Source organism: Streptomyces sp. NPDC059166, assembly GCF_042755185.1.
In the GTDB taxonomy this organism is placed as follows: domain Bacteria; phylum Actinomycetota; class Actinomycetes; order Streptomycetales; family Streptomycetaceae; genus Streptomyces.
Map to the genome: position 1 here is coordinate 51,592 of NZ_JBHZCI010000007.1, position 25,225 is coordinate 76,816.

Here is a 25,225-nt window from a genome sequence, read left to right on the forward strand (position 1 = left end):
AGCCGACCTGGCCGTCGTGAGTCGCTGCGCAAGTTCGGGGCAGGTGGGGCATGTTCGCCGACCCTGCACAGAATCGGCGATTCACCGACGAAAAGGGTTGACGTCATCGCGAGATATGGAGAACGATCCCGCATGCTGCAACTTGTGTTCATCGCAGCAGGGGCGACGTCCACGCAGGGCTCCGGCGCTCCCGTCACCACTTGAGAGGACTGACCCATGAGTACGGCCGCACCTCCCCAGAAGGCGCCCCCGCCCCGTGAGCGCACCGGGGCACGGCTTTCCAACGGTGCGTTCGCCCTGCTGCTCACCGCGCCGGGTCTCGCCCTGTTCGCGGCGATCATCTTCTACCCGCTGCTGTCGGCGCTGTTCACCGGTTTCTTCAAGCAGGATCTGCGGCTTCCCGGCCGGGAGTTCGTCGGCCTCGACAACTTCGCCTACTGGCTGGACGGCGACTTCCTCACCATCCTCGAGCAGACACTGGTCTTCACCGTGGGTGCGACGCTCGTGCCCTTCGTGATCGGCTTCGCACTCGCGCTCGCCCTCAACACCGGACTCAAGGGCAGCGGCTTCCTGCGCGGCCTGTTCCTCTTCCCCTGGGTGATCCCGGGTGTGGTGGTCTCCTTCCTCTGGATGTGGATCTTCAACGCCAACTACGGGGTGCTGAACGGTGTCCTCATGCAGACCGGGATCATCGACGAGTCCGTCGCCTGGCTCGGCCGGCCGGGCACCGCGATGCTCGCCGTGATCGTCACCAAGACCTGGGCGAGTTTCCCGTGGATGATGGTGATGCTCCTGGCAGGCCTGCAGACCGTCCCCAGGGAACTGCACGAGGCCGCCTCGATGGACGGGGCGGGCTCGATCCGGCGCTTCTTCGCCGTCACCTGGCCGCAGGTCCGCGGTGTCGCCTCGATCGTGCTCCTGCTGGAGTTCATCTGGAACTTCCAGCACTTCGACACCATCTACGTCCTCACCGGCGGCGGGCCCGCCGGGACCACCGAGACGTTCGCGACCGCCGTCTACCAGACCGCGTTCAAGGGCTTCGACATCGGCCGGGCCACCGCACTGGGCGGACTGTAAATGCTGCTCCTGCTCCTCCTCGTCGCCGTCTACCTCAGGATCACCGAGCGGAAGGGCGACGCCTGATGGCCTCCACCACCTCCACCCCGCTGTCCGCCGCCGACCGGACGCAGCCCTCCGCCGCGCGGGCCGGGCGCGGTGTCAGGCGCCGTACGCGCAAGGACCTGCTTCGCTCGCGGATCGCCGCCTGGAGCGCGGTCGTCGTCATCGGCGCCTTCGGCCTGCTGCCGGTCTACTGGCTGCTCGCCACCGCGCTGAGCACCCCGGAGTCGACCTTCCAGTTCCCGCCGAAGCTGATACCCACCGACCTCACCCTCGCCAACTTCACGGCACTGGCCGAGAACGACCAGCTGATCACCTACATGATCAACTCGCTCATGGTGGCGTCGATCACCGCCGTGCTGAGCGTGGTCGTCGCCACGTACATGGGCTACTCCTTCTCGAAGTTCCGCTACCGCGGGCGGCGGTCGCTGATGCACCTGGTCCTGGCCTCCCAGATGTTCCCCCAGGCGCTTCTGCTGGTGACGCTGTACACCGTGTTCTCCAGCTTCGGCATGCTCAACACGTACAGCGCCCTGGTGCTCTCCTTCACCACGTTCACGATGCCGCTGTGCGTATGGATGCTGAAAGGCATCTTCGACACCATCCCGGACGCCCTCCTGGAGGCGGCGGCCATCGACGGAGCGTCCCGGTGGCGGACTCTGCACTCCATCGTGGCGCCGCTGGCCGCACCGGGGATGATCGCCGCCGGGCTCTTCGCCTTCGTACGCGGCTGGAACGACTTCATCTTCGCGCTGACCCTGGCAGACAAGGAGAAGCAGACCCTGCCTCCCGGGCTCGTCTCCACCTACATCGGCGAATTCCAGACCGCCTGGCCGCAGTTGATGGCCGCCTCGCTCGTGGTGTCGGTTCCCGTGATCCTCGCCTTCATGTTCCTGCAGCGCTACCTCGTCGGCGGCATGACCGCCGGCTCGGTCAAGAGCTGACCCCGCGCCCCCACCTCCCCTTCCTCCCGCACACTCCCATGGAGAGATCATGACCACCAATGGCATCAGCCGCCGCGGCGCGCTGCGCATGCTCGGCATCGGCGCGCTCGGTGCAGCGGGAGCCGGTGTGCTCGGCGCCTGTGCGCCGTCCGGCGCCGGCTCCACCTCCGGCGGCGGCGACACGAAGTCCAAGGACTTCGACTTCACCTCCTGGTCGCTCAACGAGGAGGCCGCCAAGCCCTCGATCGAGAAGATCATCGCGGCATGGGAGAAGGCCGAGAAGTCGAAGATCCGCGCGGTCTCCTACCCCTACAACGAGTACCTGAGCCAGCTCACCCTCAAGCTGGGCGGCGGACAGACGACGGGCGCGGTGCACCTCGACATCGCCTGGCTCGCCGCGATCGCGCAGATGGGCAAGCTGGCCGACCTCGGAACGGTGGCCGGCAAGGGCGGCTACACGGACGTCGCGCTGAAGAGCGGCATGTACGACGGCAAGCAGTACGGCCTGCCGTGGAACACCGGATCGATCGGTGTGATCGCCAACTCCAAACTCCTGGAGAAGGCCGGCATCAAGGAACACCCCTCCACCGTCGAGGAGTTCGAGGCGGCCCTGCGTGAACTCAAGGGACTCGGCGGGGGAGTGGTGCCCTATGCCGCCGCCACGAAGGTCGCGCAGCTCAAGGACATCTTCCCGTGGATGCAGACCTTCGGCTGCACGCTGCTCGACGGCGGGAAGGTCACCATAGGCGACGACGCCTCGGTCGACGCGGTCACCTGGTACAAGAAGCTGCACGACGAGAAGCTGATCGCCGCCGACGTGGACCGCTTCGACGCGCGCGCCCTGTTCGGGCAGGGCAAGGCCGCCTTCTACGACGACGCGATCATCGGCAAGGGCGTGACCTCCGCCCAGTCCAAGGACAAGACGCTGGCCGACGCCATGCAGCCGATGGAGCGTCCGGTGCTCAAGGCCGGGGACACGCCGCAGGCGCTGCTGTGGGGCGGTGTGATCGCGATCGTGAAGGGCAGGGGCCAGGACGCGGCGACCGAGTTCGCGCTGCACACCACCACCGACAAGGCCACCACCTCCGAGTACTTCGCCGCGCGTGCACTGCCGCCCTCCACCACCGCGGGGCTGGCGGCCCCCGAGGTCGCCAAGGACACTTTCACCACGGAGTGGACCGAGAAGATCACCAAGACGGCTACCGGCAGTCCCTTCTGGCAGTTCGCGCAGAACGCCCAGATCGAGGAGGCGGTCGCCAAGCAGGTACAGGCCGTCCTCGTCGGCACGGCGAAGCCGAAGGACGCGATGAAGCAGGCGGGCGAGGAGGTCGCCGCGCTCATCAAGCGCTGAGGCCGGGCGCCGTGGTCCGGGCCCGGCGAGCACCGCACACCTCGCCGGGCCTCACCCCGCACCCCGCTCCCTCTCCGCACGCCACGTCCTCCCGGGCCCGGGCCACCGCCGTCCGCGCCGCCCCCAGCCCACGCCGCGTCGTCCGCGGACCCGCGTCATCACCACGCCGAGCCGCCCCACATGGCCGTCGTCCCCGGACCCCGGACCCGCGTAGTCCTCCACGCCCGCGTCGTTCCCGACACCCGCGTCATCTCCCACGCCCGCGTCGTTCCCCACGACCGCGTACGCACCCGCGAAGGAGCTCATCTTGCGACGTCCCACGGTACGCAGCTGCACCGCCACGGCCGTAGCCCTGGCCGCTCTCCTCCTGCCCGCCCCCGCCGCCGGGGCAGGCACCGCGCAGACCGCGGCGGCCGCGGCGACGGTGATCGAGAAGGTCCCGTACGCCATGGACTCGTCGAACCAGGCCGCGTGGTGGACGCCGGTCGCCACGTACAAGGGCCGCGGCCAGTACACCTACTTCGCCTTCGACGAGCCGGGTTCGACGGCCGCGACGCACCGGCCCGCCATCGCCCGGCGGGACCCGGACGGGGTCTGGAGCCGACTGCCGCTGCTGAACAGCGACGGGCGGCAGGCCGAGTTCCCCGACGACAACGGCCACAACCAGCCCTCGGCCGCCCGCGACGGCAGCGGCCGCCTGCACGTCTTCACCTCGATGCACGCCGATCCGTGGCGCTACTTCCGTTCCGACGCCCCGGGCGGCGACGTCACCGACCACGCGTCCGAACTGCCCGATCAGGGCGAGGGCATCACCTACCCGGTCCTCACCACAGCACCCAACGGCGACCTGTATCTGGCAGCCCGCGTCGGGACCGGTTCCGACCGGCGCCCCGGCAAGCTGTACCGCTGGGACAACGCCGGATCCCGTTGGAGCGTCGTCGCGACCTTCGCGAGCGCGCTGTACCGCTCCGTGTACCCCGACGACCTGACGGTGGACGCCTCCGGCCGCGTCCACCTCCTCTACGAGTGGGCGAAGGCGCCGGCGACCGCGTTCCGCCACCAGCTCTCGTATCTGTCCTACGACCCCTCCGACGGCACCTTCGCGGACAGTGCGGGCACGACCGTCACCACCCCGGTCACGCCCGCCACCTCCGACGTCGTCCAGGACCTCACCGCGGGCGAGGAGTGGAGCGCCGACAACGCCTACACCGGTCCCGCCGTGCAGAGCGCCAAGCTCACCCTCGACGGTTCCACGCCGAAGATCGCCTACCGTTACCGCTCGGCCGACAGCGGCGGTGACTTCCGCGTGTACTACGCCTATCCGAGCGGCGGCGGCTGGACCGGCAAGACGGTGTACGCCGGCGGACAGACCGCCGCCGCACTCGGCATCACCTGGGACGGGACGGACACCAAGCGGGTCTACTACGTGACCACCACGGGCTCCGACCGGGTCTTCTCCGCGACCCAGGCCGCAGACGGGACCTGGACCGCGCAGTCGGTCGCGCCGGGGGTGAGCGCGGACCGGCTCGCGGTGCGACGTGACTCGGACGGCCGGGACGTGCTCTATCTGCCGGACACCGTTCACAACGCCCTCTACTTCGCCCGGCGTTGAGGAACCCACCCGCGAGCGCGGCGCCATGAGCCGTCCGGGCGGGACGGGCCGTCCGGGCGGGACGGGCTGCGCACTCCGCTCGGGCGTTGCCCGCGGCGTCGCGCCGCGCGCGCACGCGGGTGTGAGCCGGCCCGGCGCGGCGGCTTCGGTTCAAGCGCCACGCCGGGCCGGCGCGCGTTCCGTGAGAACAGTGCGGTCAGTAGATGTTGGCCGCGACGTCGGCGCCTGCGCTCCGGCCTGCGTTGATCTGGGCGCGCAGCGCGATCTCGTCGTACACCCGGACCTCCTTCACGATGCGGCCGCCCTGGATGAGGAACTGCGAGACGCCCAGCACCGTGACCGGCTGACCGGTCAGCGGCCCGAAGGCGGGGATCCCGCGGTACGTCCCGTGCATGGTCCAGGTCACGGCCACACGAAGGCCCGCGTACCGCTCGGAGTGGTGGGCCTGGACGTCCCGGACGGCGAAGCGGGCGTCGGGGAAGGGGCCGACCATCTCGAGCAGGTCGGTCCGGTAGCGCTCCGGGCGGATGACCGTGCGGTCACCGATGGTGTGCAGGAAGAGGTCGCGCACCATGAAGTCGTCGACCTTGTTGAGCCGGCGCTTCGACCAGACCTGGTCGATGAAGTCCAGCACCATCTCGCACTCGGGGCGGAAGTCGTCGGGCCGCGGGCCGCTGACGCCCTCCAGGAGAACGTCCTTGGGCGGCTCCTCGGTCATCGAACCGCTGTAGCCCTGGAACTGGAGGCCGCGTGCCGCCTCGTCCGGGTCGACGCCCAGTTGCAGGCAGTCCGCGAGGTCGTCCCGCACCACCCACTCCTCGACCATACGGCCGCGCCGGTAGAGGCAGTTGGCGACCGTGCGCTTGCGGACACGGATGTTGCGGCCGTCGGCGAGGTGCTCGTCGGCTGAGAAGACCAGGTGCGAGCTGAGGAAGGCGTCGTCCCCGCGGGCCTCCCACACCACGTCCTCGGCCTGCCCGATGTGGTCCGGCACGGCGGCCATCCGCATCGTGCTGCCCTCGATGACACCGTCACGGCCTACGACGGTGCCGAGACTGGTGTGCACGATCGAGTCGGGCTCGTAGTTCTCGACGATGTGGTCGATGTCGCGCTCGACCCAGATGCGGTCGGTCACCTCGCGGATGAAGTCGTCCGGGTCCTCGTAGGGGAGGTACGCGACAGGGTCCAGGGCCATGGTGCTTCCGTTCCAATGTGATGTGAATGCGTATGTACAGACTGGCTGATGGGGGTGGCGCCGGGCAAGGGGGCCGGCCATGGATCAGGCGGGGCGCGGTGCCCCCTGGCGGGGGAACTTGTCCGCGCCCAGCTGGCTCCGGTACGTCTCCGTCATGAAGCAGGTCACGACGACCAGGGCGAGGGCGGCGCCGACGGCCAGGTAGGCCCAGACGGCGTAGATCGTGCCGAAGGTGTCGACCAGCAGCGTCGCGACGAACGGGGTGATCCCCATGAAGATGGAGAACGAGCTGTTGTACGCGATGGCGCTGGCGCTGAACCGCGTACGGGTGGCGAAGAGTTCGGCCGCGCAGACCGTGACGATGCCGGTGAGGAAGAACTCCGGGACCAGGTAGATGAGCTGGCTGGCGACCGCGGCTCCGAAGGTGCCCGCCTCGCCGACCCGGAACGCCAGCGGGACCAGGACGATGCAGGCGATGGCGCCGGTGACCAGCATCGGCTTGCGGCCGATGCGGTCGGAGAGCTTGCCGGCCAGCGGCAGGGTGGGGATGAGGACCGCTATCGAGATGGCGTTGGAGGCCAGGCCCATCCAGCGGGGCAGGCCTAGCGAGTCCGTCAGGTACTGCGGATAGAACGTGACCCAGGTGTAGGACAGGATCGCGCACATGATCGAGATGCCGCAGAAGACCAGGATGGGGCGCCACTGCGAGCGCAGGGCCTCGCGGACCGGCGACTCGACGACATCGGTGCCGTCCTCCGTGGCCCGCACGAACTCCGGGCTCTCCGCGATGCGGCTGCGCATCCACAGGCCGACCAGGCTGAGCGGGATCGCCAGCAGGAACGGCACGCGCCAGCCCCACGAGTCCAGGGCGGGGCCGTCGAAGACCCAGCTGGTCAGCGCCGCTACCCCGGCGCCGGCGAGGGTCCCGACGAAGCAGCTGTTCGAGGCGTACGAGGTGTAGTACGCCCTCCGGTCGGGCTCGGCCCACTCGACGATGAAGGCCACCGCACCGACGTACTCGCCGCCGGACACCGTGCCCTGTACGACCCGGAGTACCAGCAGCAGGAGCGGCGCGAGGATGCCGACCTGGTGGTAGGTGGGCAGGGCGGCGACCAGGGCGGTGGCCGTGCCCATGGCGACGAGGGTCCAGAGCAGTGTCTTCCTGCGGCCCACCCGGTCGCCCCAGCGGCCCAGCAGGGTCCCGCCGAGCGGGCGGAACAGGCACGCCACGGCGATGATCGCGTAGGTGCCGAGCACCGCCACGGTCCTGTCGCTCTCGGGGAAGAACGCGGGAGCCATGATCGGGGCCATGTAGCCGTAGAGGCCGTAGTCGAACTGCTCGACGAAATTTCCGATGCTGCCCGCGCCGATGGCACGGCGGATCGCACTCCGCTTCTGGGCCGCGGAGGGCGCGGGCGCAGGGGCTGTGCGGGGTGGCGCTGCAGAGGACATGGCTGCTCCGATCGCGCGGCGAATGAGGAATGCATACGTATGAACTAGGCGTGAACGTTAGAGTCCCCGGACAAGGGCGTCAAGGGGTGGCGCCAGGGGAACCGGAGGCCTGCCCGGGGGCGCCCGCGAGCATCGCGGAGCGCCCCCGGGAGGAGGCCCGCGGCACGCCGCGCCCGAGTGCGGCCGGGCCGCCCCCGGGGCCTCCCGGGAGCCGGCCGGGGTGGTGCCTGCCTCGGGCCGCCCGGACGCGGCGGGGTGGCGCGTACCCCTCGGGACGCTGTCGCCGCCGGACACGGCCGAGGGTGCGACGGCCTCGCGCCTCGGGGGGTGCTGGGTTCAGCGGGGCCGTTCCGGCACCTCGGGCCGTGCGAGGGCCCCCATGGTGTCCATCAGCACCTGGGCCATGTTGAAGACGACCAGCCGGGTGCCGGCGTCCTCCGCGGACCGCGCCGCGTCGAGCCCCGGGACGATCGTCATCACCGTACGCCCGCACTCCGCGGTTGCCCGGTGCGCCTGTCCGACCAGGCTGTCCACGGCCTCCGGGGGAGGGAAGCCGCAGTCCGCGGCCAGGTCGGCGGGACCCACCAGGACCGCGTCGACGCCCTCGGTGCGGGCGATCTCCCCCGCGGCGGCGCACGCGCGCCGCGTCTCGATCATCACGATCACCAGCGTCTCGCGGGAGGCGGCCAGATGCTCGGCCGCGCCGACCGTGCCGAACCGGCCCGCCCTGCTGTACGTGGCGAACCCCCGTTCGCCCCAGGGCGGGTAGTGGCTCGCGGCCACCGCCCGTCGGGCGTCCTCGGCGCTGTCCACGTGCGGGTGGATCAGGCCGGCCGCGCCCAGGTCGAGGGAGCGCAGCGCCAGTGCGGGCTCCGCGGTGCCCACGCGTACGAGGACGTCGATCCCGTGGGCCTCGGCCGCCATGATGTGCTGCTGGAGCAGGGCCGTGTCCGCGGGTCCGTGCTCGCAGTCGATGACCACGTAGTCCAGACCGGCGACGGCCGCCATCTCCACCAGGGTCTCCGAGGGCAGCCGCAGAAGCGCGCCACGCAGCGACTCGCCGTCCGCCAGGCGCTGTTTGAGACTCCGGCGCGGTGTGCGAGGAACCGTCATCGTGCCACCATCCCCGCCGACAGGTCGATGTCGGCGCCACAGAGCCCGCGCATCCGGAGCATCGCCGTCACGGCCTCACCGACCTCGTCCTCGGTCACCATCCTTCCGAGTGCGGCACGGGAGACGAACGCCTCCTCCGCCTCGGCGTAGCTGGTGCCCGTACGCTCGGCCTCCAGGCGGAAGTTGCGTTCCATGCGGGGCCCGGAAACCGGTCCTGGTGAGAGGGAGTTGACCGTCACCCCTGCCGGGCCGACCTCGCCCGCCAGCGTCGCCGTCAGGCCGATGACCGCCATCTTGGACGCGCAGTAGGGGGTACGCCGCAGCAGCGGCCGCTTGCCCGAGACGGAGGCGACGTTGATGACGTCACCGGAGCCGCGTCGGGTCATCGCGGGCAGGAACGCCCTGCACATCAGGAACACGCCACGGACGTTCACGTCGAAGACCTCGTCCCATTCCTCGGGCGAGATGTCGGTCAGTGGCGCCACGGGCCCCGCGATGCCGGCGTTGTTGACCAGGATCGAGATCTCCTGGTCCGCGAGCGTCCCGGCCAGCGCCTCGACGTCCGCGGGGCGGGACACGTCGCACACCCGGGGCAGGACGGTTCCGGGGCCGAGCTCGTCGGAGGTGCGCTTCAGGGCGTCCACGTCACGTCCGGTGATCACCACGCGGGCGCCCTCGGCCACCAGGGACCGGGTGATGGCCCGTCCCAGCCCGCTGCCGCCTCCGGTGACGAGAGCGGTCCGCCCGGCGAGCGGCGCCGCGGTACGGGAGCTCATGCGCCCGCCTCCTCGTTCCACGGCAGGGCGCGGTCGCCGTACTTCGCGGCCCGTACGTCACCCGAGCGTGCGTGCCCCTCGAAGAGCTCGACGCGGGCGGCGCGCCCGCACACCTCGCCCAGCAGCGCGGACGACGCGGTGTCGGTGACCTCCTGGTACGTGACCGTCTTGAGGTACTTGCCGACCCACAGACCTCCGGTGTAGCGGGCCGCGCCGCGGGTGGGCAGCACGTGGTTGGTGCCGATGACCTTGTCGCCGTAGCTGACGCAGGTGCCCTCGCCGAGGAAGAGCGCGCCGTAGTCGTGCATCTTCTCCAGGGCCTGGCGCGGATTCCGGGTCAGCACCTCCACGTGTTCGCTCGCGTAGGAGTCGGCGATCTCGAAGGCCTCGTCGAGGGTGCCGGCCACGACGATCTCGCCGTGGTCGCGCCAGGCCGGCCCGGCGAAGTCCTTCGTCGGCATGCCGGGCAGCAGCCGTTCGATGTGCCGCTCGACCTCGCGGCCGAGCTCCTCGGAGGTGGTGACCAGCACGGCGGGGGAGTCCGGCCCGTGCTCGGCCTGGGAGAGCAGGTCGACCGCGACCACGAAGGGGTCCGCCTGCTCGTCGGCGATGACGAGGATCTCCGTCGGCCCGGCGAACAGGTCGATGCCCACCTCGCCGAACAACTGACGCTTCGCCTCGGCCACATACGCGTTGCCCGGTCCGGCGAGCATCGGCACGCCGGGGATGGACTCGGTGCCCACCGCCAGCGCGGCGACCGCCTGGACGCCGCCCAGCAGGTAGATCTCGTCGGCGCCCGCGAGGTGCATCGCCGCGACCGTGGCGGCCGGGATCTCGCCCCGGATGGGCGGCGTGCACGCGGCGACGCGGGGTACGCCGGCGACCTTGGCCGTCACGATGGTCATATGGGCCGACGCGGTCAGCGGGTAGCGGCCCCCCGGCACGTACGCCCCGGCGGCGGAGACGGGGACGTGCCGGTGGCCGAGGCGGACGCCGGGGAGCGTCTCGATCTCGACGTCGAGCAACGAGTCCCGCTGGGCCTGGGCGAAGTTGCGCACCTGCTTCTGCACGAACCGGATGTCGTCCAGGGCCTGCCGCGGGACACCGGCGACGATGCGCTCGATCTCCTCGGGCGACAGGCGGAACGACTCCGGGCTCCAGTTGTCGAACTTCTCCGAGTACTGGCGCACCGCCTCGTCGCCGCGCTCGCGGATGTCGTCGAGGATCGCGCGCACCCGGTCGGTGACGTCCGCGCGGGCGGCGGTCACCTGGGCGCGGGGGACAGGGGACTTGAGGAATCGGGGCATGACGACTTCTCTCTTCGGCTCGCTGATGACAGGGGAAGACGGAAAGGCTCTGCGAGGTGGGGCCGGGATCACCGGGCGGTGGCCGCCGCGACCACCTCGCGCAGCGCTGCGGACACGGCGTCCGGGCGCTGCCACGGCACCAGGTGCCCGGCGTCGGGCAGCTCACGGATTCGGGCCTGCGGCAGGGCCTTGGCGATGGAGTGGTGGAAGGCGGGCGGGCACAGCGTGTCCCGGCCGCCCGAGAGGACGACGGCGGGGCACCGCGCGGTGCCCAGTGCCGCGAACGCGTCCTGCCGCGTGGCCTGGGCGGAGAGCTGGGAGCGCGCCGCGGTGGGGCCCACGGACCACGCCATGCGGCGGTAGCGGTCGGCGCCGGCCGCCGACGGGCGGCGGTCCGGGAACATGTCCGGCAGCGTGCGCTCGACCACGTCCGTGAACCGGCCGGCCGCGACGAGGGCGTCGAGCTCACTCCAGGCCGCGTGCTGTTCCGGGCGGGGCCCGGCGGCGTTCGTCGCCATCACGCACAGCCCGGCCACTCGCTCCGGGGCCCGGCGCAGCGCCTCGAACCCGACGATGGCGCCCAGGCTGAGCCCGACCAGCACGAAGGGGCCTTCCGTCGCCGTCAGGACGTCGTCGGCGAGTGCGCCGATGTCCGGGCGGCCGAGCGCGACGTGGTGGACGGTGTGGCCCTCGGGGAAGACCACGTCCGACCACAGGCTCGCGTCGCACAGCATGCCGGGGACCACGACCAGGGGCAGCGGCACGCCGGTCACCAGCGCCGTGCGGAGCGGGGCAGCAGCGCGTAGGGCGCGACGTATCCGTTGTGGTCCATGCCCAGGCCCGCGTCGGCGGCGGCCTTGTGGACCTCCTCGTCCCACTCCAGGCGGACCCTGCCGTCACCCGAGTTGACCACCAGCAGGTCACCCTCCTGGTCGCCGACGTTGCGCAGGGTGCGCCAGGCGTCCTGCGGCACCGACAGCATGTCGCGAGGGCCCAGGCGTACCGAGACGGGGTCGGTGCGGTTGAGGGTGACCTCCCACAGGCCGTCCTTGACGATCAGGGTCTGGGTCTCGTGCTGGCGGTGGGCCGACACTCCCTGGCCGGGCTCGGCGCGCAGCCAGGCGAGGTTGTGGCCGTGCGGGTTGAACACACGCGGTTCCTGGTGCGGGTCCTCGGTCATGCCGTAGCCGATGACGCAGCTCAGCCGCGCCCCACCGCCCGACAGGACGCTGTCGAGGAAGGGGCGCTGCGACCACACGAGATCGTCCGCCGCGGCGACCCGGCGGCGCATCTGGTCCGTGCTGTAGTGGCGGAGCCGGTCGATGCTCTCCTGCGCCATGGGCGTGATCAGCTCGGACTCCGGAGGAAGCGCGTCCCCGGCGACCGTGTCCACCAGTTGGTTGTCGGCGGTGAGGTACAGGCCGTGCTGCTCCGCCTCACGCAGGACGGACGGGCCCCAGATGATGCCTCCGGTGCGGTCCATGCCCAGGACGGTGAACAGCCAGCCGTCGTCAGGTCCGGTGTTGGTGAAACCACGGAAGATCCAGGTGGGCACGGACACGATGTCGCCGGCCCTGAGCGGCAGTTCGCCCTCGCTGCCGTCGGCGCCCCAGCGCAGCAGGTACTCGCCCTCGGTGCAGACGAACACCTCGGCGGTGTAGTGCAGGTGCAGGTTGTTGGTGATGCCGTGCGGCATGGCCGCGGCACCGATGTTGTAGCCGTGCGGCAGCCGGAGGTTGACGTACTGGCCGGAGGACTGCGAGACGCCCGGCCCGATCATGGCGTAGTTCTCCTTCCGGTCCGAGCCGGGGGTGCGGCAGTCGATGAACGCCTGGTTGCAGGAGACGAAGTCGCTGCGGCGTACGGTGCGCTGCTCCAGTTCGGGGGCGGACACGACGACATCGGGCATGGGGACTCCCTGGAGCATGTTGGAATACGTATGCATTGCTATGACAGGCCCCAGGGGTGCGGCTTGTCAAGAGCGAAAAGCACATTGAGTGGCGTACGCGAAGGGTGAAACCCGGTGCGGCATACGTATACTGAAGGAGCTCGCGGGGCCGGTCCCGGCCGTGGGCGGTGTCGACGAGGAGAGAGTGTTGGCGATCACCAGTCACGACGTGGCGAGGCTCGCAGGCGTCTCGCAGCCCACGGTCTCCCGCGCCCTGCGCGACGACCCCCGTGTGTCCCGGGCCACGCGCGAGAAGGTCAGGCGGGCGGCCGAGGCGCTGAACTACGTCCCCAGCGAAGCCGGCCGCACCCTGTCGACGCGGGCCACCCGGCGCGTCGGCGTCATCGTGACCGACGTGACCAACCCGTTCTACCCGCACGTCGTCGCCCCGCTCCACGACGAACTGCGGCAGCTGGGCTACCGGATGATGCTGCTCACCGAGCGCTCCGACGAGGCGGTCGCCGAGGAACGCCTCCTGGACCAGTCCCTGGACGGCGTCGTCCTCGCCACGGCCACCACCGACTCGCGCCTGCCCGCACTGCTGGAGCGGCGCGGGATGCCCTACGTCTTCCTCAACCGGGACACCGGCCGGCCGGGCGACTTCGCCTCGGTGGTCGACAACGAGGGTGGGGGGCGCCTCGTCGCGAAGGAACTCGTCGCGCTCGGCCACCGTCGGATCGCGGGCGTCTTCGGGGCGGCGAACACCACGACCGGCCGCGAGCGCGAACTGGGATTCCGGCTCGCGCTGGCCGACTCCGGCATCGGCCTGCCGGAGGACCGGGTGGTACGGGGCGCGTTCGAGTACGAGACCGGCTACGCCGCGCTGCCCGCCCTGCTGGAGGCGGCGGAGCCGCCCACCGCCGTGTTCTGCGGCAACGACGTGGTCGCCATCGGCGTGCTCAACGCCGCGCTGGCAGCAGGCGTCAAGGTCCCCGACGACCTCACCGTCATCGGCTTCGACGACCTGCCGATGGCGGCCTGGGAGGTGTTCCGGCTGACCACCGTCCGCCACGACCTGCGGGAACTCGCCTGCCAGGCGGCCCGGTTGCTGGTCCGCCGGATCGGCGGAGAGGTCGACCCGGCCGGCGAACGCCTCGTCCTGCCGACCGAGTTCGTACCCAGGGCCACCCACTCCACGGCCCGCTGAACGGTCACGGCCGGGAGGCCGCGCCCACGGGTCCGGCGGCGGTGGCGGGTGCTCCGAGGCGGCGCTGGCGCACCACGCCCACGACGGCCAGGACGGCGGCGAGCCCGAGCGAGAGCCACAGCTCCAGCCGGTGCCCGGGCAGTACGGCCATCAGGACCAGCACCCCGGCGATGAAGGCGATGGTGGCCAGCGTCAGGTAGGGGAAGCCCCACATGCGGACCTCGGCAGGCAGGCCGCCCTTGCGGCGCACCGCGTACTGGGTGAGCGCGATGACCATGTACATCATCAGCGCGATCGCCCCGCTGGAGGCGATGAGGTAGGAGAACACCTCCGGCAGCAGGTAGTTGGCGATCACCGCGGCGATCCCGACGACCGTGGAGGCGAGCACCGCGTTGCGGGGCACTCCATGGGGCGAGGTCCGGGCGAAGGCGGCGGGGGCGTCACCACGCCCGGCCAGCGAGAACATCATCCGCGAGGCCGTGTACACGGCGGAGTTCAGGCAGCTGCACACCGCGACGACGAGCACCACGTCCATGATCCGCGCGGCGCCGGGAATGTTCATCCGGTCCAGAACGGCCTGGTAGGAACCGGCCGCGAGGTCCTCGGCGTTCCAGGGCACGAGGCAGACGACGACGAGGATCGAGCCGATGTAGAAGAGACCCAGGCGCCAGACCACCGCGCGGATAGCCTTCCTGATGTTCCTGCGCGGCTCCTCGGACTCGGCTGCCGCGATGGTGACGATCTCGCTTCCCTGGAAGCTGAACATCGCGGTGAGGAGGCCGGCCAGGATCGCCGTGACGCCCTTGGGCGCGAAACCTCCGTGGCTCCACAGGTTCGACACCCCGTGGGTGTCGGACGAGGGCAGCAGTCCGAGCACGGCGAGCACCCCGAGGACGAGGAAGGCCACGATCGCGACGACCTTGATCAGCGAGAACCAGTACTCGAACTCGCCGTAGTTGCGCACCGCCAGGAGGTTGCTGCCGGTGAGCAGCAGGATCACCACGAGCGCGGGGATCCAGCTGGGGACCGAGGTCAGCCCTGAGACCACCTCCCCGGCCGCGATCGCCTCGATCGGGATGACGAGGATGTAGAACCACCAGTACAGCCAGCCGATGGAGAAGCCCGCCCAGCGGCCGAGCGCCCGGTCGGCGTACGTGGAGAACGAACCCGTGTCCGGGTTGGCGACGGCCATCTCGCCGAGCATCTGCATGACGAGCACCACCAGGGCGGCGGCCAGGAGGAACGAGATGATCACGGCCGGTCCGGCCGAGGCCACGGCGGCCGACGAGCCGACGAAGAGGCCGGCGCCGATCACACCGCCGATGGAGATCATCGTGATCTGGCGGCCCTTCAGGCCCTGGGTGAGCGTGGCTCCCGCGGTGGGGGCCCGCTCGGACGAGGGGGGTTGCATGGAGGGATCCTTCGCTCGCGTACGAGGGGGGAGCCCGCGCCGCGACGTGGGCGAGGCGCGGGCCCCGCGAGGGGGCGGGCCGGGGCGGCGGGAGCCGGCCCCGGCCCGGTGCTGAGCGTGTGCGTCAGAGCTGCTCGCGCAGGGCGGCGGGAACCGAGTCGAACGCGCCGGAGGTGCGGCCGATCCGGTCGATGCGCAGCGTCGCGGTCGCACCGTGGGCCGCGAGACCCTCGAAGGCGGAGATCCGCTCCACGGCCGGGGCGAGCGCCGCCGTGCCTTCCTTCGCGGCACGCTGGTACGTCAGCGGCTTGAGGAAGCGCGAGACCGACAGACCGGCGTTGTAGCGCGCCGTCTTGCCCGTCGGCAGCACGTGGTTGGTACCCGCGATGCCCTTGTCCGAGTAGGCGACGGTGGACCACTGCCCGATGAACAGCGAGCCGTAGTTGGAGAGGTTCTCCAGGTAGAAGTCGTCGTCCTCGGTGTGGATCTCGAGGTGCTCGGGGGCGATGACGTCCGCCACGGCGACGGCGGCGTCCCGGTCCTCCACCACGATGACGGACCCGAAGTCGCGCCACGCCGGACCCGCGATGTCGCGGGTGGTGAGGGAGGCGAGCTGGCGCTCCATCTCGGCGATGACGGCCTGCCCCGTAGCCTCGGAGGTGGTGATCAGCGCGGCGGGGGAGTTGGGGCCGTGCTCGGCCTGTCCCAGCAGGTCCGCCGCCACCCACTCCGGGTCGGCGCTCCCGTCGGCGATGACAGCGACCTCGGACGGGCCGGCCAGGAGGTCGATGCCGACCTGGCCGAACAGCTGGCGCTTGGCCTCGGTGACGAACGCGTTGCCGGCGCCGACCAGCATGTCCACCGGAGCCTCCCCCAGCAGCCCGAAGGCCATCGCGCCCAGCGCCTGGACGCCGCCGAGTGCGAACACCCGGTCGGCGCGGGAGAGGTAGGCGCCGTACAGCACCGCCGGGTGGGCGCCGTGCTCACCCGACGGCGGTGTGCACGCCACCACCGTCGGGACACCCGCGGTCTTCGCGACGTTGACCGTCATGAACGCGCTGGCGAGCAGCGGGAACCGGCCGGCCGGGAGGTACGCGCCGACGCGGGAGACCGGCACGTACCGCTGGCCGCCCCGCACGCCGGGGGCGAGCTCGATCTCGAAGTCCGTCAGGTGCTCGCGCTGCGCGGCGGCGAACCGGTGGGTGCGCTCGTAGCCCATCTCCAGGGCGGTGCGGACGTCCGGCGGCAGGGCGTCCCCCGACTTCTTCAACTCCGCCGCGGTGACCTCGAGGTCACCGGACCAGCCGTCCAGCTCCTGGGCGTAGGCGCGGACGGCGTCCATGCCCTTGAGCTCGATCTCCTTGAGCATCTCGGAGACGCGCTCGACGACCTTGGGGTCGCGCTGGGCGGGCGGGCCGTCGACGGACGGCTTCTTGAGCCACTTGAGGGGAGGGAGGGCCTGTGCTTCGTCGTGCGTGATCTGCATGGTGAGGACGCTAGACCGGCCGGTGCCACAGGACCAGAGGGGCGATTCCTGTCCGATCCACAGGGTTGTCCTGTGCAAGCGGGTCAGGGGCGCCCGCAGGGGGCGCGGGGGCGGGCCGTCAGAGGCTGCGTGCGACGCGGATCTCGCGCAGGGTGTCCTCCGCGATGCGGACCAGTTCGCGCGTGGCCCGGGAGAGCGGGTGCCCCCGGCGCCGCACCAGCGCGATGGTGTCGTACAGGGGGTCGGCGAAGGGCGCCTTGTGCAGCCCCGCGGGGAAGGCCGGGCTGTCGACCACGGCCCGGCTGGCGATCGTGTCGCCCACCCCGGTGGCCACCAGTTTCAGGGCCGCCTCGACGTGTTCGAGTTCGATCAGCGGCTCGATGCGGACCCCGGCGAACTGGGCGCGTTCGGCGAGCTGCCGCCGGGTCGGGTCCTGCCAGCCGTAGTGGGCGTCGTAAAGGACCAGAGGTGCCCGCGCGAAGTCGTCGATGGTCACCGGCGTACGGACGCGCTCCTCGCGCGCGCTCACGAAGTACACCTCGTCGCGCAGCAGCGGGGTCACCTGGAGCTCCTCGTCGTCGACGGGGAGCACGACCAGGCCGGCCTCGATGTGCCCGGCCGCCACGGCGGCCGCGGTCTCCGCGGAGTTCTGCCCCACGAGCCGCACCCGCACCGACGGGTAGCGGGCGTGGAACAGCTGGACGAGGTTGGAGAGCAGGTAGTAGTCGGCGTTGCGCAGGACCCCGAAGGTGGCGGTGCCGCCGCCCAGCGAACCGAGCGAGTGCACGGCCCGTGTGCCGTTGTCGGCGGCGTCCACGGACTGCCGGGCGTAGGGCAGCAGCTCCCGTCCTGCCGAGGTCAGGGTGAGCGTGCGGCTGCCCCGCACGAACAACTCCGTGTCCAGTTCCGCCTCCAGGCGGCGCACCAGCTCCGAGGCGGATGCCTGGGCGATGTCCATGACCCGCGCGGCGGCCGTGAACGACCCGAGCCGCTCCGCTTCCACGAAGGCCTTCAGCTGATTGAGGGTCATGTGATCTGCCTTGCTCCGAGTGTCGGGTGTGACGGTTCCGGCCGAGCCCACAGGTTATTCCTGTGGCTGTCGCAGGAAACAGAGGGCTTGTCCCATGGTCACCGGGGTGATTGGCTCGTGCGGGCTCACCCGTACACCGCCCGAGCCCGGAAGGCCCTCCCGCCGATGACCAGCCCCCTGTCGATCTGTCTCGTCCAGTCGGCCGCTCACCACCACGCCGACGACGACGGCCTCGACGCGTTCGAGGCGGATGTGCGCCGCACGGCCCGGACCCACCCGGGGGCCCGGCTGCTGGTCTACCCGGAACTGCACCTGTGCGGCCACCGGCCGGACGAGGACCCGGGGACGGTCATGACGGCGGCCGCGGAGCCGCTGGACGGACCCCGTGGCGCCCGCCTCGCCGGCCTCGCGCGCGACGCCGGCGTGTGGCTCGTGCCCGGCAGTGTCTACGAGCGTGGCGACGACGGCCTGATCTACAACACCGCCCCCGTGTACTCGCCCGGGGGCGAACGCGTCGCCTCGTACCGGAAGGTCTTTCCCTGGCTGCCCTACGAAACCACCGCGTCCGGATCGGAGTTCGTGGTCTTCGACATGGACGGATACGGGCGCGTGGGGCTGTCCATCTGCTACGACGCCTGGTTCCCCGAGGTCACCCGGCACCTGGCGTGGCAGGGTGCCGACCTGGTCCTCAACCTGGTCCGCACACCGACCGTCGACCGCGCCCAGGAACTGGTCCTGGCACGGGCCAACGCCATCGTGAACCAGGTCGCCATGGCCAGCGTCAACGCCGCGCAGCCGGACGGCATCGGCCGCAGCATCGTGGTCGACCCCGAGGGGCGGGTGCGCGCCGAAGCGGACTCCGCCACGGAACAGGTCGTCACGGACGTCCTGGAGCTGGGCGAGGCCCGCCGGGTGCGCACCCACGGCACTGCGGGGCTCACCCGTGTCTGGGACCCCTTCACCGCAGGCCAGGCCGCGATCGAACTCCCCCTGTACGCGGGCCGGATCGACGCGGCGCGCTGGCGGCAGGGGCTCCCCTCCGAGTCGCGGTAGGCGGCGCAGGCACCAGGGGTGCCGACCGATGGCGTCCGGTCGGCACCCCTGGTGCGCTCATCAGCCGCCTGCCCTAAGCCCGCATCCAGACCGTGGTCCACGCGGGCAGCAGGTCCCGGGGCAGCGAGCCGGAGGAGAGGAGAACGGTGCCCTGCGGCAGCGGTACGGGCGCGTCGGAGAGGTTGGCCAGGATGTGCCAGCCCCCGCCGCGGGTGAAGTGCAGCAGGCCCCGCTCGGTGTCCGCGCCGGTGCAGGCCCACTCCAGTGCCTCGTCCGCGACCAGTTCGCGGCGCAGGCGCAGCGCGGAGCGGTACAGCTCCAGGGCGGAGTCCTTGTCGCCGGCCTGGACGTCGGCGGCGTACGAGCCCCAGCCGGCGGGCTGCGGCAGCCAGGAACCGCCGGAGCCGAAGCCGTGGTTCGCCCCGTCACGGGTCCACGGCAGCGGTACCCGGCAGCCGTCACGGCCCTTGACGCGTCCTCCGCTGCGCACCCAGATCGGGTCCTGGAGGTCCTGCGTGCGCAGGTCGGCGACCTCCGGCAGGCCCAGTTCCTCGCCCTGGTAGACATACGCGGACCCGGGCAGCGCCAGCATCAGCAGGGTCGCCGCGCGCGCCCTGCGCAGACCCAGGTCCCCGTCGGCCACCGGTTCCCGGCCGTCAGCCATGAGCCACGCCTCGAGATCGGCCTTTCCGGCCCCTGTGGGCAGCGCGTAGCGCGAGGCGTGGCGCACCACGTCGTGGTTGGACAGCACCCAGGTGCTGGTGGCCCCGGCCTCGCGGGCGTGGGCCAGCGCGGCGTCGATGGTGGCCCGCATCGCTCCCGCGTCGAGGGCCGTGTTGAGGAAGTCGAAGTTGAACGCCTGGCCGAGTTCGTCGGCGGAGGCGTACGGGGCGCGCCGCGAGGAGCGGACCCATGCCTCGGCGACCGCGAAGCGCGGCGGCTCGTACTCGTCGAACACCTGCCGCCAGCCACGGTAGATGTCGTGCACCGCGTCTCTGTCCCACAGCGGGTGGCTGCCGTCGTCGGGCAGTTCGTCCGGCTGGTAGCTGAGTGCGTCGCCCAGGTCGCGCAGCGGCTCGGCCAGGTCCTTGGCGAGGCCGTGGGCGACGTCCACGCGGAACCCCGCGACCCCGCGGTCCGACCAGAAGCGCAGCGTGGTGTGGAAGTCCTCGCGGACCTCGGGGTCGTCCCAGTTGAAGTCGGGCTGCTCGGGCGCGTAGAGGTGCAGGTACCACTGGCCGTCGGGGACCCGGGTCCAGGCCGGGCCGCCGAAGCTCGAGGGCCAGTCGGTGGGCGGGAGCTCACCGTGCTCGCCACGGCCGTCGCGGAACACGTAGCGCGCGCGGGCGGGCGATCCCGGGGGCGCGGACAGTGCCTCCTGGAACCAGACGTGCTGGTCCGAGGAGTGGTTGGGGACGATGTCCACCATGATCCGCAGGCCCAGTCGGTCGGCCTCGGTGACCATCGCGTCGAAGTCGTCGAGTGTGCCCAGCCGGGGGTCGACATCGCGGTAGTCGGCGACGTCGTAGCCGCCGTCTGCCAGTTCCGACGGATAGAAGGGGCTCAGCCAGACGGCGTCCACCCCCAGGTCGGCGAGGTAGGGGAGACGGGAGGTGACGCCCCGGATGTCGCCGATGCCGTCACCGTCGGCGTCGGCGAAGCTGCGTGGGTAGACCTGGTAGACGACGGCCTGCCGCCACCAGTCGGCGTCGGCCGTGGTGCCGACGGGGCGGGGGTACTGGGGCATGTGAGGGCCTTTCTGGATCGTGCGGTGCCCGCGCCGCGGTCGTGGGGCGGGCAGGCGGATGAGGAGACGGGGCGGGTCAGCCCTTGACCGCCCCCGTGGTCATGCCGGAGACGACGGACCGGCGGAAGATCAGGACCAGGAGGGCGATCGGCACGGTGGCCACCATCGCCCCCGCGAAGATCACCCCGTACGGGACCTGGTACTGGCTGGTGAACAGGGCGATGCCCACGGACACGGTGCGCCGGTCGTCGACGCCGTTGAACGTGAGTGCCAGCAGGAACTCCGACCAGGTGGCGGTGAAGGAGAACACGCCGGCGGTGAACAGGCCGGGCCGGGCCAGCGGCAGGATCACCGTCAGTGCGGTGCGCAGGGCGCCGGCGCCGTCGACGGTCGCCGCCTCCTCCAGCTCGCGCGGGATCTTGCTGAGGTAGTTGCGCATGATCCAGACCGCGAACGGCAGGTTGAGGGCGACGTACGGGATGACCAGGCCGGGGTAGCTGTTGAGCAGGCCGGCCTGCCGCTCCATCAGGAACAGCGGCACCAGCAGCGCGATCGGCGGGAACACCGACAGCATCAGCAGCGCCGTCATGATCGCGCCCCTGCCGCGCAGGGCGAACCGGGCGAGGCCGTACCCGGCGAGGAAGGCCAGGGACAGGATCAGGGTGGTCGAGACGCAGGCGACGACGACGCTGTTGAGGAAGTAGTGGCCGATGCCGTTGCGCACGAACGCCGTCGTGTAGTTGTCGAGTGTCGGCTCCTTGGGAAGGAGCGTGGGCGGTGTCGCGCTGATCTCGGCGGGGCCCTTGAAGGAGGCGGACGCCATCCACAGCAGCGGCAGGGTGGCGCACACGGCGATCAGGAGACCGCCGGCGTTGACGGCGTTGACGTACCGGCGGACACCGGGGCGGGGGGTGTGACGGCTCATCCCTGGACCTCCTCATCGGCCTGGGCGCGGAAGACGCGCAGGAACAACAGACAGCAGGCCATGACGATGGCCGCGGTGGAGACGGCGACGGCTGCGCCTCCGCCGAAGTCGAGATCCTGGAAGAGGATCCGGTAGCCGAGCATGGCCACCGACTGGGTGGCCGTGCCCGGCCCGCCCTGGGTCAGGACGAACGGCAGGTCGAAGATGCCGAAGGCCTGCAGGATGCGGAAGAGCACCGCGATGGCCACGATCGGCTTCAACTGAGGCAGCGTGACCCGCCAGAACGTCGTCCACGTCCCGGCGCCGTCGATCTCGGCGGCCTCGTACACCTCCGCCGGGATCAGCATGAGCCCCGCCAGCACGACGATGGCGACGAACGGCGTGGTCTTCCAGACGTCGACCGCGACCATCGCGGCCATCGCCGGGACAGGCCGGCCAAGGATGTCGGGCTGGGTGCCGAACACCTGCTCGCACAGCCAGCCCACCGCGCCGTAGGTGCCGTTGAAGAGGTACGACCACAGCTGGGCGGCGACGACGTTGATCAGCGCCCAGGGCAGCAGGAGTACGGCGATGAGCCAGCCGCGGGCGGCGCCGAGCCGCTCCAGGACCAGAGCCACGAGAGTGCCGAGGACGAGTTCCAGCAGGACCGAGACGGCCGTGAAGCCCAGGGTGAACGCCAGTGCGTGGTACCACTCGGGGTTCCCCAGCAGAGCCTCGTAGTGCGCCGGGGTGGGGGAGCCGAGGCGCATCCCGCCGTACTCCAGGCGTACGTCGGAGAAGGAGAGGGCCAGTGAGAAGGCCACGGGGAAGACCGTCACCAGGGTGACGACCAGCAGCGCCGGTGAGGCGAAGAGCCATCCGGTGCGGGCGCGGCGGCGCGCGCCGGAGCGGGGTGGTGGCGTCGACGGGTCCCGACGGGTGGCCTCGGGGCCCGGCGCGGCGGGATGTCCGCCCCGGTTCGCCGCCGGTGCCTTCGACTGCAGCGCGGAACTCACAGAGCTTTCCCTTCCAGAGCGGTACGAAGGCCCTCCTGCGCGGCACGGACCCCCGCCGCGGGCGAGAGGTCGCCGCCGACGACCGCGTTCGCCGGTGTGTAGAGCGCCTTGCTGACCTGCGGGTAGTGCGGGGTCTGCACGGGCCGGGAGACGAGCCGCACCTCGGCGGCCCGCAGCACCGTCGGATCGCCGGCCGCCCGCGCCTCACGTCCGGTCAGCGCCGAGCTCATGGCCGGGATGACACCGGCCTCCCGGGCGAGGAGCCGTTGTACCTCCTCACCGGCGCAGAACCGTGCGAACGTCATCGCGGCGCCGAGCTCCTGGGAGCTGGGATTGACGAAGTTGCTCCAGCCGCCCGCGCAGGAGACGCCACCGCGGCCGGTGCCCTCGAAGCCGGGACGCGGCACCACACCCACCTTGCCCGCGACGCGCGAGACGCCGGCAGCGGAGGCGTTCACCCACGCGTAGGACCAGTTGCGCAGGAACAGCCCGCGTCCGTTGACGAACGCGTCCTGTGAGTCCGACTCCTGGTAGGACGTGACGGTCCGGGGTGTCACCCCGCTGCTGGTGAACTCCGCCATCAGCGAGAACGCCCGCTCGGCCCCCGCACCACCGAGGGCGGCCCTGCCCCGCCCGTCCAGGATGCCGGCGCCCGCGTCGGCGAGGAACTCGGTGACGTTCGCCGTCAGCGACTCCGTCACGGCCGCCTGCCACAGGAAACCCGCCGCCGCGTCCCCGGCGCGCTGCACCGTACGCGACGTGTGCAGCAGCTCCTCCCAGCTGCGGGGCACCCGCAGGCCGTGCTTCACCAACAGGTCCTTGCGGTAGAAGAGGTAGGTGCTGTCGAGGAAGAACGGCACCGCGTACTCCGCGCCCCGGTAGGTGGAACTGCTCCGCAGCGCGGACGGGTAGGCGTCCCAGAAGCCGTCGGGCAGCAGCGTGTCCACGGGCAGGGCGAGGGCGGCGTGACCGAACTGCGCGGGCCAGGTCGTGTCGCCCAGGTAGACGTCGGGCTGGGGGGAACCACCGGCGAGCTGGGTGGCGATGGCGCTCCGGTTGCCGTCCGAGGTGGACAGGGCGTTGATCTTCGAGACCCGGAGGTGGGGGTGGCGTCGCTCGAAGGCCCGGATGATCAGGTCCGCGACGACCGCTCCCCGACGCGAGGGAATCTCGGAGACCCACCAGGTCAGCCGGGCGGGCTTCCTCGGTGCGGTGGCCGCCTGCGTCAGCAGACCGTCGAGATCCCCTCCTCCGCATCCGGACAACAGGCCCGCCGCGGCGGCGCTCCCGACGCCCGCGAGCAGGCTTCTGCGGTGCAGGGCCATGGCATGCTCCTCCCCTTTCGCGCTGCCGAATGACAGCGCTAGCACGTTAGGGAGCTGCAAGATCCAGTGTCAATGGATTCTTCCGATGCAGATAAGGCATTGCAGGAATGACAGCGATGCCATGAGGCCTCTCGGAGTGGCAAGATCACTGTGTTAGCGTCCCCTCCATGACTGGTGAACGGGGCGCCACACTGGCGGATGTCGCACAGCGGGCCGGGGTGTCGCCCTCGACTGTCTCGCGCACCCTGCGCGGCCTGTCGACGGTGTCCCCGCAGACCCGTGAGCGCGTCGAACAGGCCGCACGCGAGCTGTCGTTCGCGATCTCGCGGAGCGCCTCCAGCCTCGTCACCGGACGCACCGGCAGGGTCGCGGTCCTCGTGCCCAACCTGGAGTCCTGGTTCCTGGGCGCCGTGCTCGCCGGCCTCGCACCCGGACTGAACGCCGCGGGGCTGGACATGCTCGTGTACAGCGTCACCACCGCCGAACAGCGTGCCCAGTTCTTCGACCGCCTGCCGGCCCGCCGCAACGCGGACGCGCTGCTCGTCGTCAGCTTCGCGCTCTCACCCCAGGAGCGGGAGCGCCTGGACGGCCTCGGCATGCCTCTGGTCTTCGTGAGTCAGCACGAGGACGACAGGGCCGGCGTCTACGTGGACGACGCGGAGGCCGCCCTGCGCGGCACCCGGCACCTGCTGAACCTCGGGCATCGCCGCATCGCCTACATCGAGCCCGCGGACGACTCCGGCTTCGCCTGGAGCAGCCGTGCCCGCCTCGAGGGGTACCGGGCCGCCCTGGCGGAGGCGGGCGTTCCCCGCGACGACGAGCTGGTCCGGCAGGTCGCGCAGTGGCAGGGGCCGAGCCTGGACGCGGCGGTCGGCCGCCTGCTGTCCCTCCCGGAGCCGCCGACGGCGATATTCGCCGAGACCGACGACATCGCCTTCCGCCTGCTGACCGTGCTGCGCGGCGCCAACCTGGCGGTGCCGCAACGGATCTCGGTGCTCGGCTTCGACGATCACGCGATGGCGGGGGCCTGGGACCTGTCCACCCTGGCCCAGCCGGCCCGCCGGCTGGGCTCCACCGCGGCCGAACTGGCCAGGGCCGTGATCCAGGACCCGGAGGCGGACCGGGCGCGCCACGTCGTCCTGCCGGTGGAACTCGTGCCGCGAGGCAGCACGGGGCCTGCCCCGAAGCCGTAGGGCTTCGGAGGCCGCACCGTCACGGCGCCTTGCCGGAGGGCGGCACCGGCCCGCGATGGCCGCAGTCCCGACGGACGCGTCACGCTCGGGGGATGC

At 71.3% G+C, this 25,225-nt stretch carries 21 protein-coding genes; 7 read left to right on the forward strand and 14 right to left on the reverse strand.

Annotated features, from left to right (window positions below; all coding sequences use genetic code 11):
• Nucleotides 1-216: 216 nt before the first annotated feature.
• The 4 genes from ACFXOA_RS07415 to ACFXOA_RS07430 all read left to right on the forward strand — a co-directional run bounded on the left by ACFXOA_RS07415 (nt 217) and on the right by ACFXOA_RS07430 (nt 5,026).
• Nucleotides 217-1,077 carry a carbohydrate ABC transporter permease gene (locus ACFXOA_RS07415; RefSeq protein ID WP_385023603.1) on the forward strand — a complete coding sequence of 287 codons (861 nt, stop codon included), beginning with the start codon at nt 217-219 and terminating at the stop codon, nt 1,075-1,077.
• A gap of 65 nt (nt 1,078-1,142) precedes the next feature.
• Nucleotides 1,143-2,063: a carbohydrate ABC transporter permease gene (locus tag ACFXOA_RS07420; protein WP_385023605.1), complete on the forward strand. Its 921-nt coding sequence runs from the start codon at nt 1,143-1,145 to the stop codon at nt 2,061-2,063.
• Between the two features lie 49 nt (nt 2,064-2,112).
• Nucleotides 2,113-3,414, forward strand: a complete 1,302-nt coding sequence (locus ACFXOA_RS07425; protein WP_385023607.1) for an extracellular solute-binding protein — start codon at nt 2,113-2,115, stop codon at nt 3,412-3,414.
• 307 nt (nt 3,415-3,721) lie between these two features.
• The gene (locus ACFXOA_RS07430; RefSeq protein ID WP_385023609.1) at nt 3,722-5,026 is read left to right on the forward strand and encodes a BNR-4 repeat-containing protein; all 1,305 of its coding nucleotides are present in this window, start codon (nt 3,722-3,724) and stop codon (nt 5,024-5,026) included.
• Between the two features lie 196 nt (nt 5,027-5,222).
• Here the strand turns inward: ACFXOA_RS07430 and ACFXOA_RS07435 are convergent, their stop codons facing one another.
• The 7 genes from ACFXOA_RS07435 to ACFXOA_RS07465 all read right to left on the reverse strand — a co-directional run bounded on the left by ACFXOA_RS07435 (nt 5,223) and on the right by ACFXOA_RS07465 (nt 12,778).
• Nucleotides 5,223-6,221, reverse strand: a complete 999-nt coding sequence (locus ACFXOA_RS07435) for an ester cyclase (protein WP_385023611.1) — start codon at nt 6,219-6,221, stop codon at nt 5,223-5,225.
• Nucleotides 6,222-6,305: 84 nt separating this feature from the next.
• Entirely contained in the window at nt 6,306-7,673 is a 1,368-nt protein-coding gene (locus ACFXOA_RS07440; RefSeq protein ID WP_385023613.1) for an MFS transporter, read from the reverse strand.
• A gap of 336 nt (nt 7,674-8,009) precedes the next feature.
• A complete protein-coding gene (locus ACFXOA_RS07445) occupies nt 8,010-8,786 on the reverse strand; it encodes an HpcH/HpaI aldolase/citrate lyase family protein (RefSeq protein WP_385023615.1) in 777 nt (258 codons plus the stop codon).
• A complete protein-coding gene (locus ACFXOA_RS07450; RefSeq protein ID WP_385023617.1) occupies nt 8,783-9,562 on the reverse strand; it encodes an SDR family NAD(P)-dependent oxidoreductase in 780 nt (259 codons plus the stop codon). Before ACFXOA_RS07450 ends, ACFXOA_RS07445 begins: the two co-directional genes overlap by 4 nt.
• Nucleotides 9,559-10,869, reverse strand: a complete 1,311-nt coding sequence (gene hisD / locus ACFXOA_RS07455) for a histidinol dehydrogenase (RefSeq protein ID WP_385023619.1) — start codon at nt 10,867-10,869, stop codon at nt 9,559-9,561. The genes ACFXOA_RS07450 and hisD (ACFXOA_RS07455) overlap by 4 nt, the downstream gene beginning before the upstream one ends.
• A 68-nt stretch (nt 10,870-10,937) precedes the next feature.
• Nucleotides 10,938-11,633: an alpha/beta fold hydrolase gene (locus ACFXOA_RS07460; protein WP_385023621.1), complete on the reverse strand. Its 696-nt coding sequence runs from the start codon at nt 11,631-11,633 to the stop codon at nt 10,938-10,940.
• 5 nt (nt 11,634-11,638) lie between these two features.
• Nucleotides 11,639-12,778: a cupin domain-containing protein gene (locus ACFXOA_RS07465; protein ID WP_385023623.1), complete on the reverse strand. Its 1,140-nt coding sequence runs from the start codon at nt 12,776-12,778 to the stop codon at nt 11,639-11,641.
• Between the two features lie 187 nt (nt 12,779-12,965).
• On the opposite strand from ACFXOA_RS07465, the gene ACFXOA_RS07470 reads away from it, so the two are divergent.
• A complete protein-coding gene (locus ACFXOA_RS07470; protein ID WP_385023625.1) occupies nt 12,966-13,964 on the forward strand; it encodes a LacI family DNA-binding transcriptional regulator in 999 nt (332 codons plus the stop codon).
• Between the two features lie 4 nt (nt 13,965-13,968).
• Here ACFXOA_RS07470 and ACFXOA_RS07475 read toward each other — a convergent pair whose 3' ends face one another.
• The 3 genes from ACFXOA_RS07475 to ACFXOA_RS07485 all read right to left on the reverse strand — a co-directional run bounded on the left by ACFXOA_RS07475 (nt 13,969) and on the right by ACFXOA_RS07485 (nt 17,891).
• A complete protein-coding gene (locus ACFXOA_RS07475) occupies nt 13,969-15,375 on the reverse strand; it encodes an amino acid permease (RefSeq protein WP_385023627.1) in 1,407 nt (468 codons plus the stop codon).
• 124 nt (nt 15,376-15,499) lie between these two features.
• A complete protein-coding gene (hisD, locus tag ACFXOA_RS07480; protein ID WP_385023629.1) occupies nt 15,500-16,861 on the reverse strand; it encodes a histidinol dehydrogenase in 1,362 nt (453 codons plus the stop codon).
• 118 nt (nt 16,862-16,979) lie between these two features.
• Nucleotides 16,980-17,891 (reverse strand): LysR family transcriptional regulator, encoded by a 912-nt coding sequence (locus tag ACFXOA_RS07485; RefSeq protein WP_385023631.1) that lies wholly within the window; start codon nt 17,889-17,891, stop codon nt 16,980-16,982.
• 165 nt (nt 17,892-18,056) lie between these two features.
• Here ACFXOA_RS07485 and ACFXOA_RS07490 point away from each other — a divergent pair, with 165 nt between their 5' ends.
• Nucleotides 18,057-18,944, forward strand: a complete 888-nt coding sequence (locus tag ACFXOA_RS07490; protein WP_385023633.1) for a carbon-nitrogen hydrolase family protein — start codon at nt 18,057-18,059, stop codon at nt 18,942-18,944.
• A gap of 73 nt (nt 18,945-19,017) precedes the next feature.
• On the opposite strand, the gene ACFXOA_RS07495 is transcribed toward ACFXOA_RS07490, so the two are convergent.
• From ACFXOA_RS07495 to ACFXOA_RS07510, 4 genes are all read right to left on the reverse strand, one after another.
• The gene (locus ACFXOA_RS07495; RefSeq protein ID WP_385023635.1) at nt 19,018-20,691 is read right to left on the reverse strand and encodes a glycoside hydrolase family 13 protein; all 1,674 of its coding nucleotides are present in this window, start codon (nt 20,689-20,691) and stop codon (nt 19,018-19,020) included.
• 76 nt (nt 20,692-20,767) lie between these two features.
• A complete protein-coding gene (locus tag ACFXOA_RS07500) occupies nt 20,768-21,616 on the reverse strand; it encodes a carbohydrate ABC transporter permease (protein WP_385023637.1) in 849 nt (282 codons plus the stop codon).
• A complete protein-coding gene (locus ACFXOA_RS07505; RefSeq protein ID WP_385023639.1) occupies nt 21,613-22,611 on the reverse strand; it encodes a carbohydrate ABC transporter permease in 999 nt (332 codons plus the stop codon). The genes ACFXOA_RS07500 and ACFXOA_RS07505 overlap by 4 nt, the downstream gene beginning before the upstream one ends.
• The gene (locus ACFXOA_RS07510; RefSeq protein ID WP_385023641.1) at nt 22,608-23,936 is read right to left on the reverse strand and encodes an extracellular solute-binding protein; all 1,329 of its coding nucleotides are present in this window, start codon (nt 23,934-23,936) and stop codon (nt 22,608-22,610) included. Before ACFXOA_RS07510 ends, ACFXOA_RS07505 begins: the two co-directional genes overlap by 4 nt.
• 167 nt (nt 23,937-24,103) lie before the next feature.
• Here ACFXOA_RS07510 and ACFXOA_RS07515 point away from each other — a divergent pair, with 167 nt between their 5' ends.
• Nucleotides 24,104-25,129 carry a LacI family DNA-binding transcriptional regulator gene (locus ACFXOA_RS07515; protein WP_385023643.1) on the forward strand — a complete coding sequence of 342 codons (1,026 nt, stop codon included), beginning with the start codon at nt 24,104-24,106 and terminating at the stop codon, nt 25,127-25,129.
• The last annotated feature ends 96 nt before the right edge of the window (nt 25,130-25,225 follow it).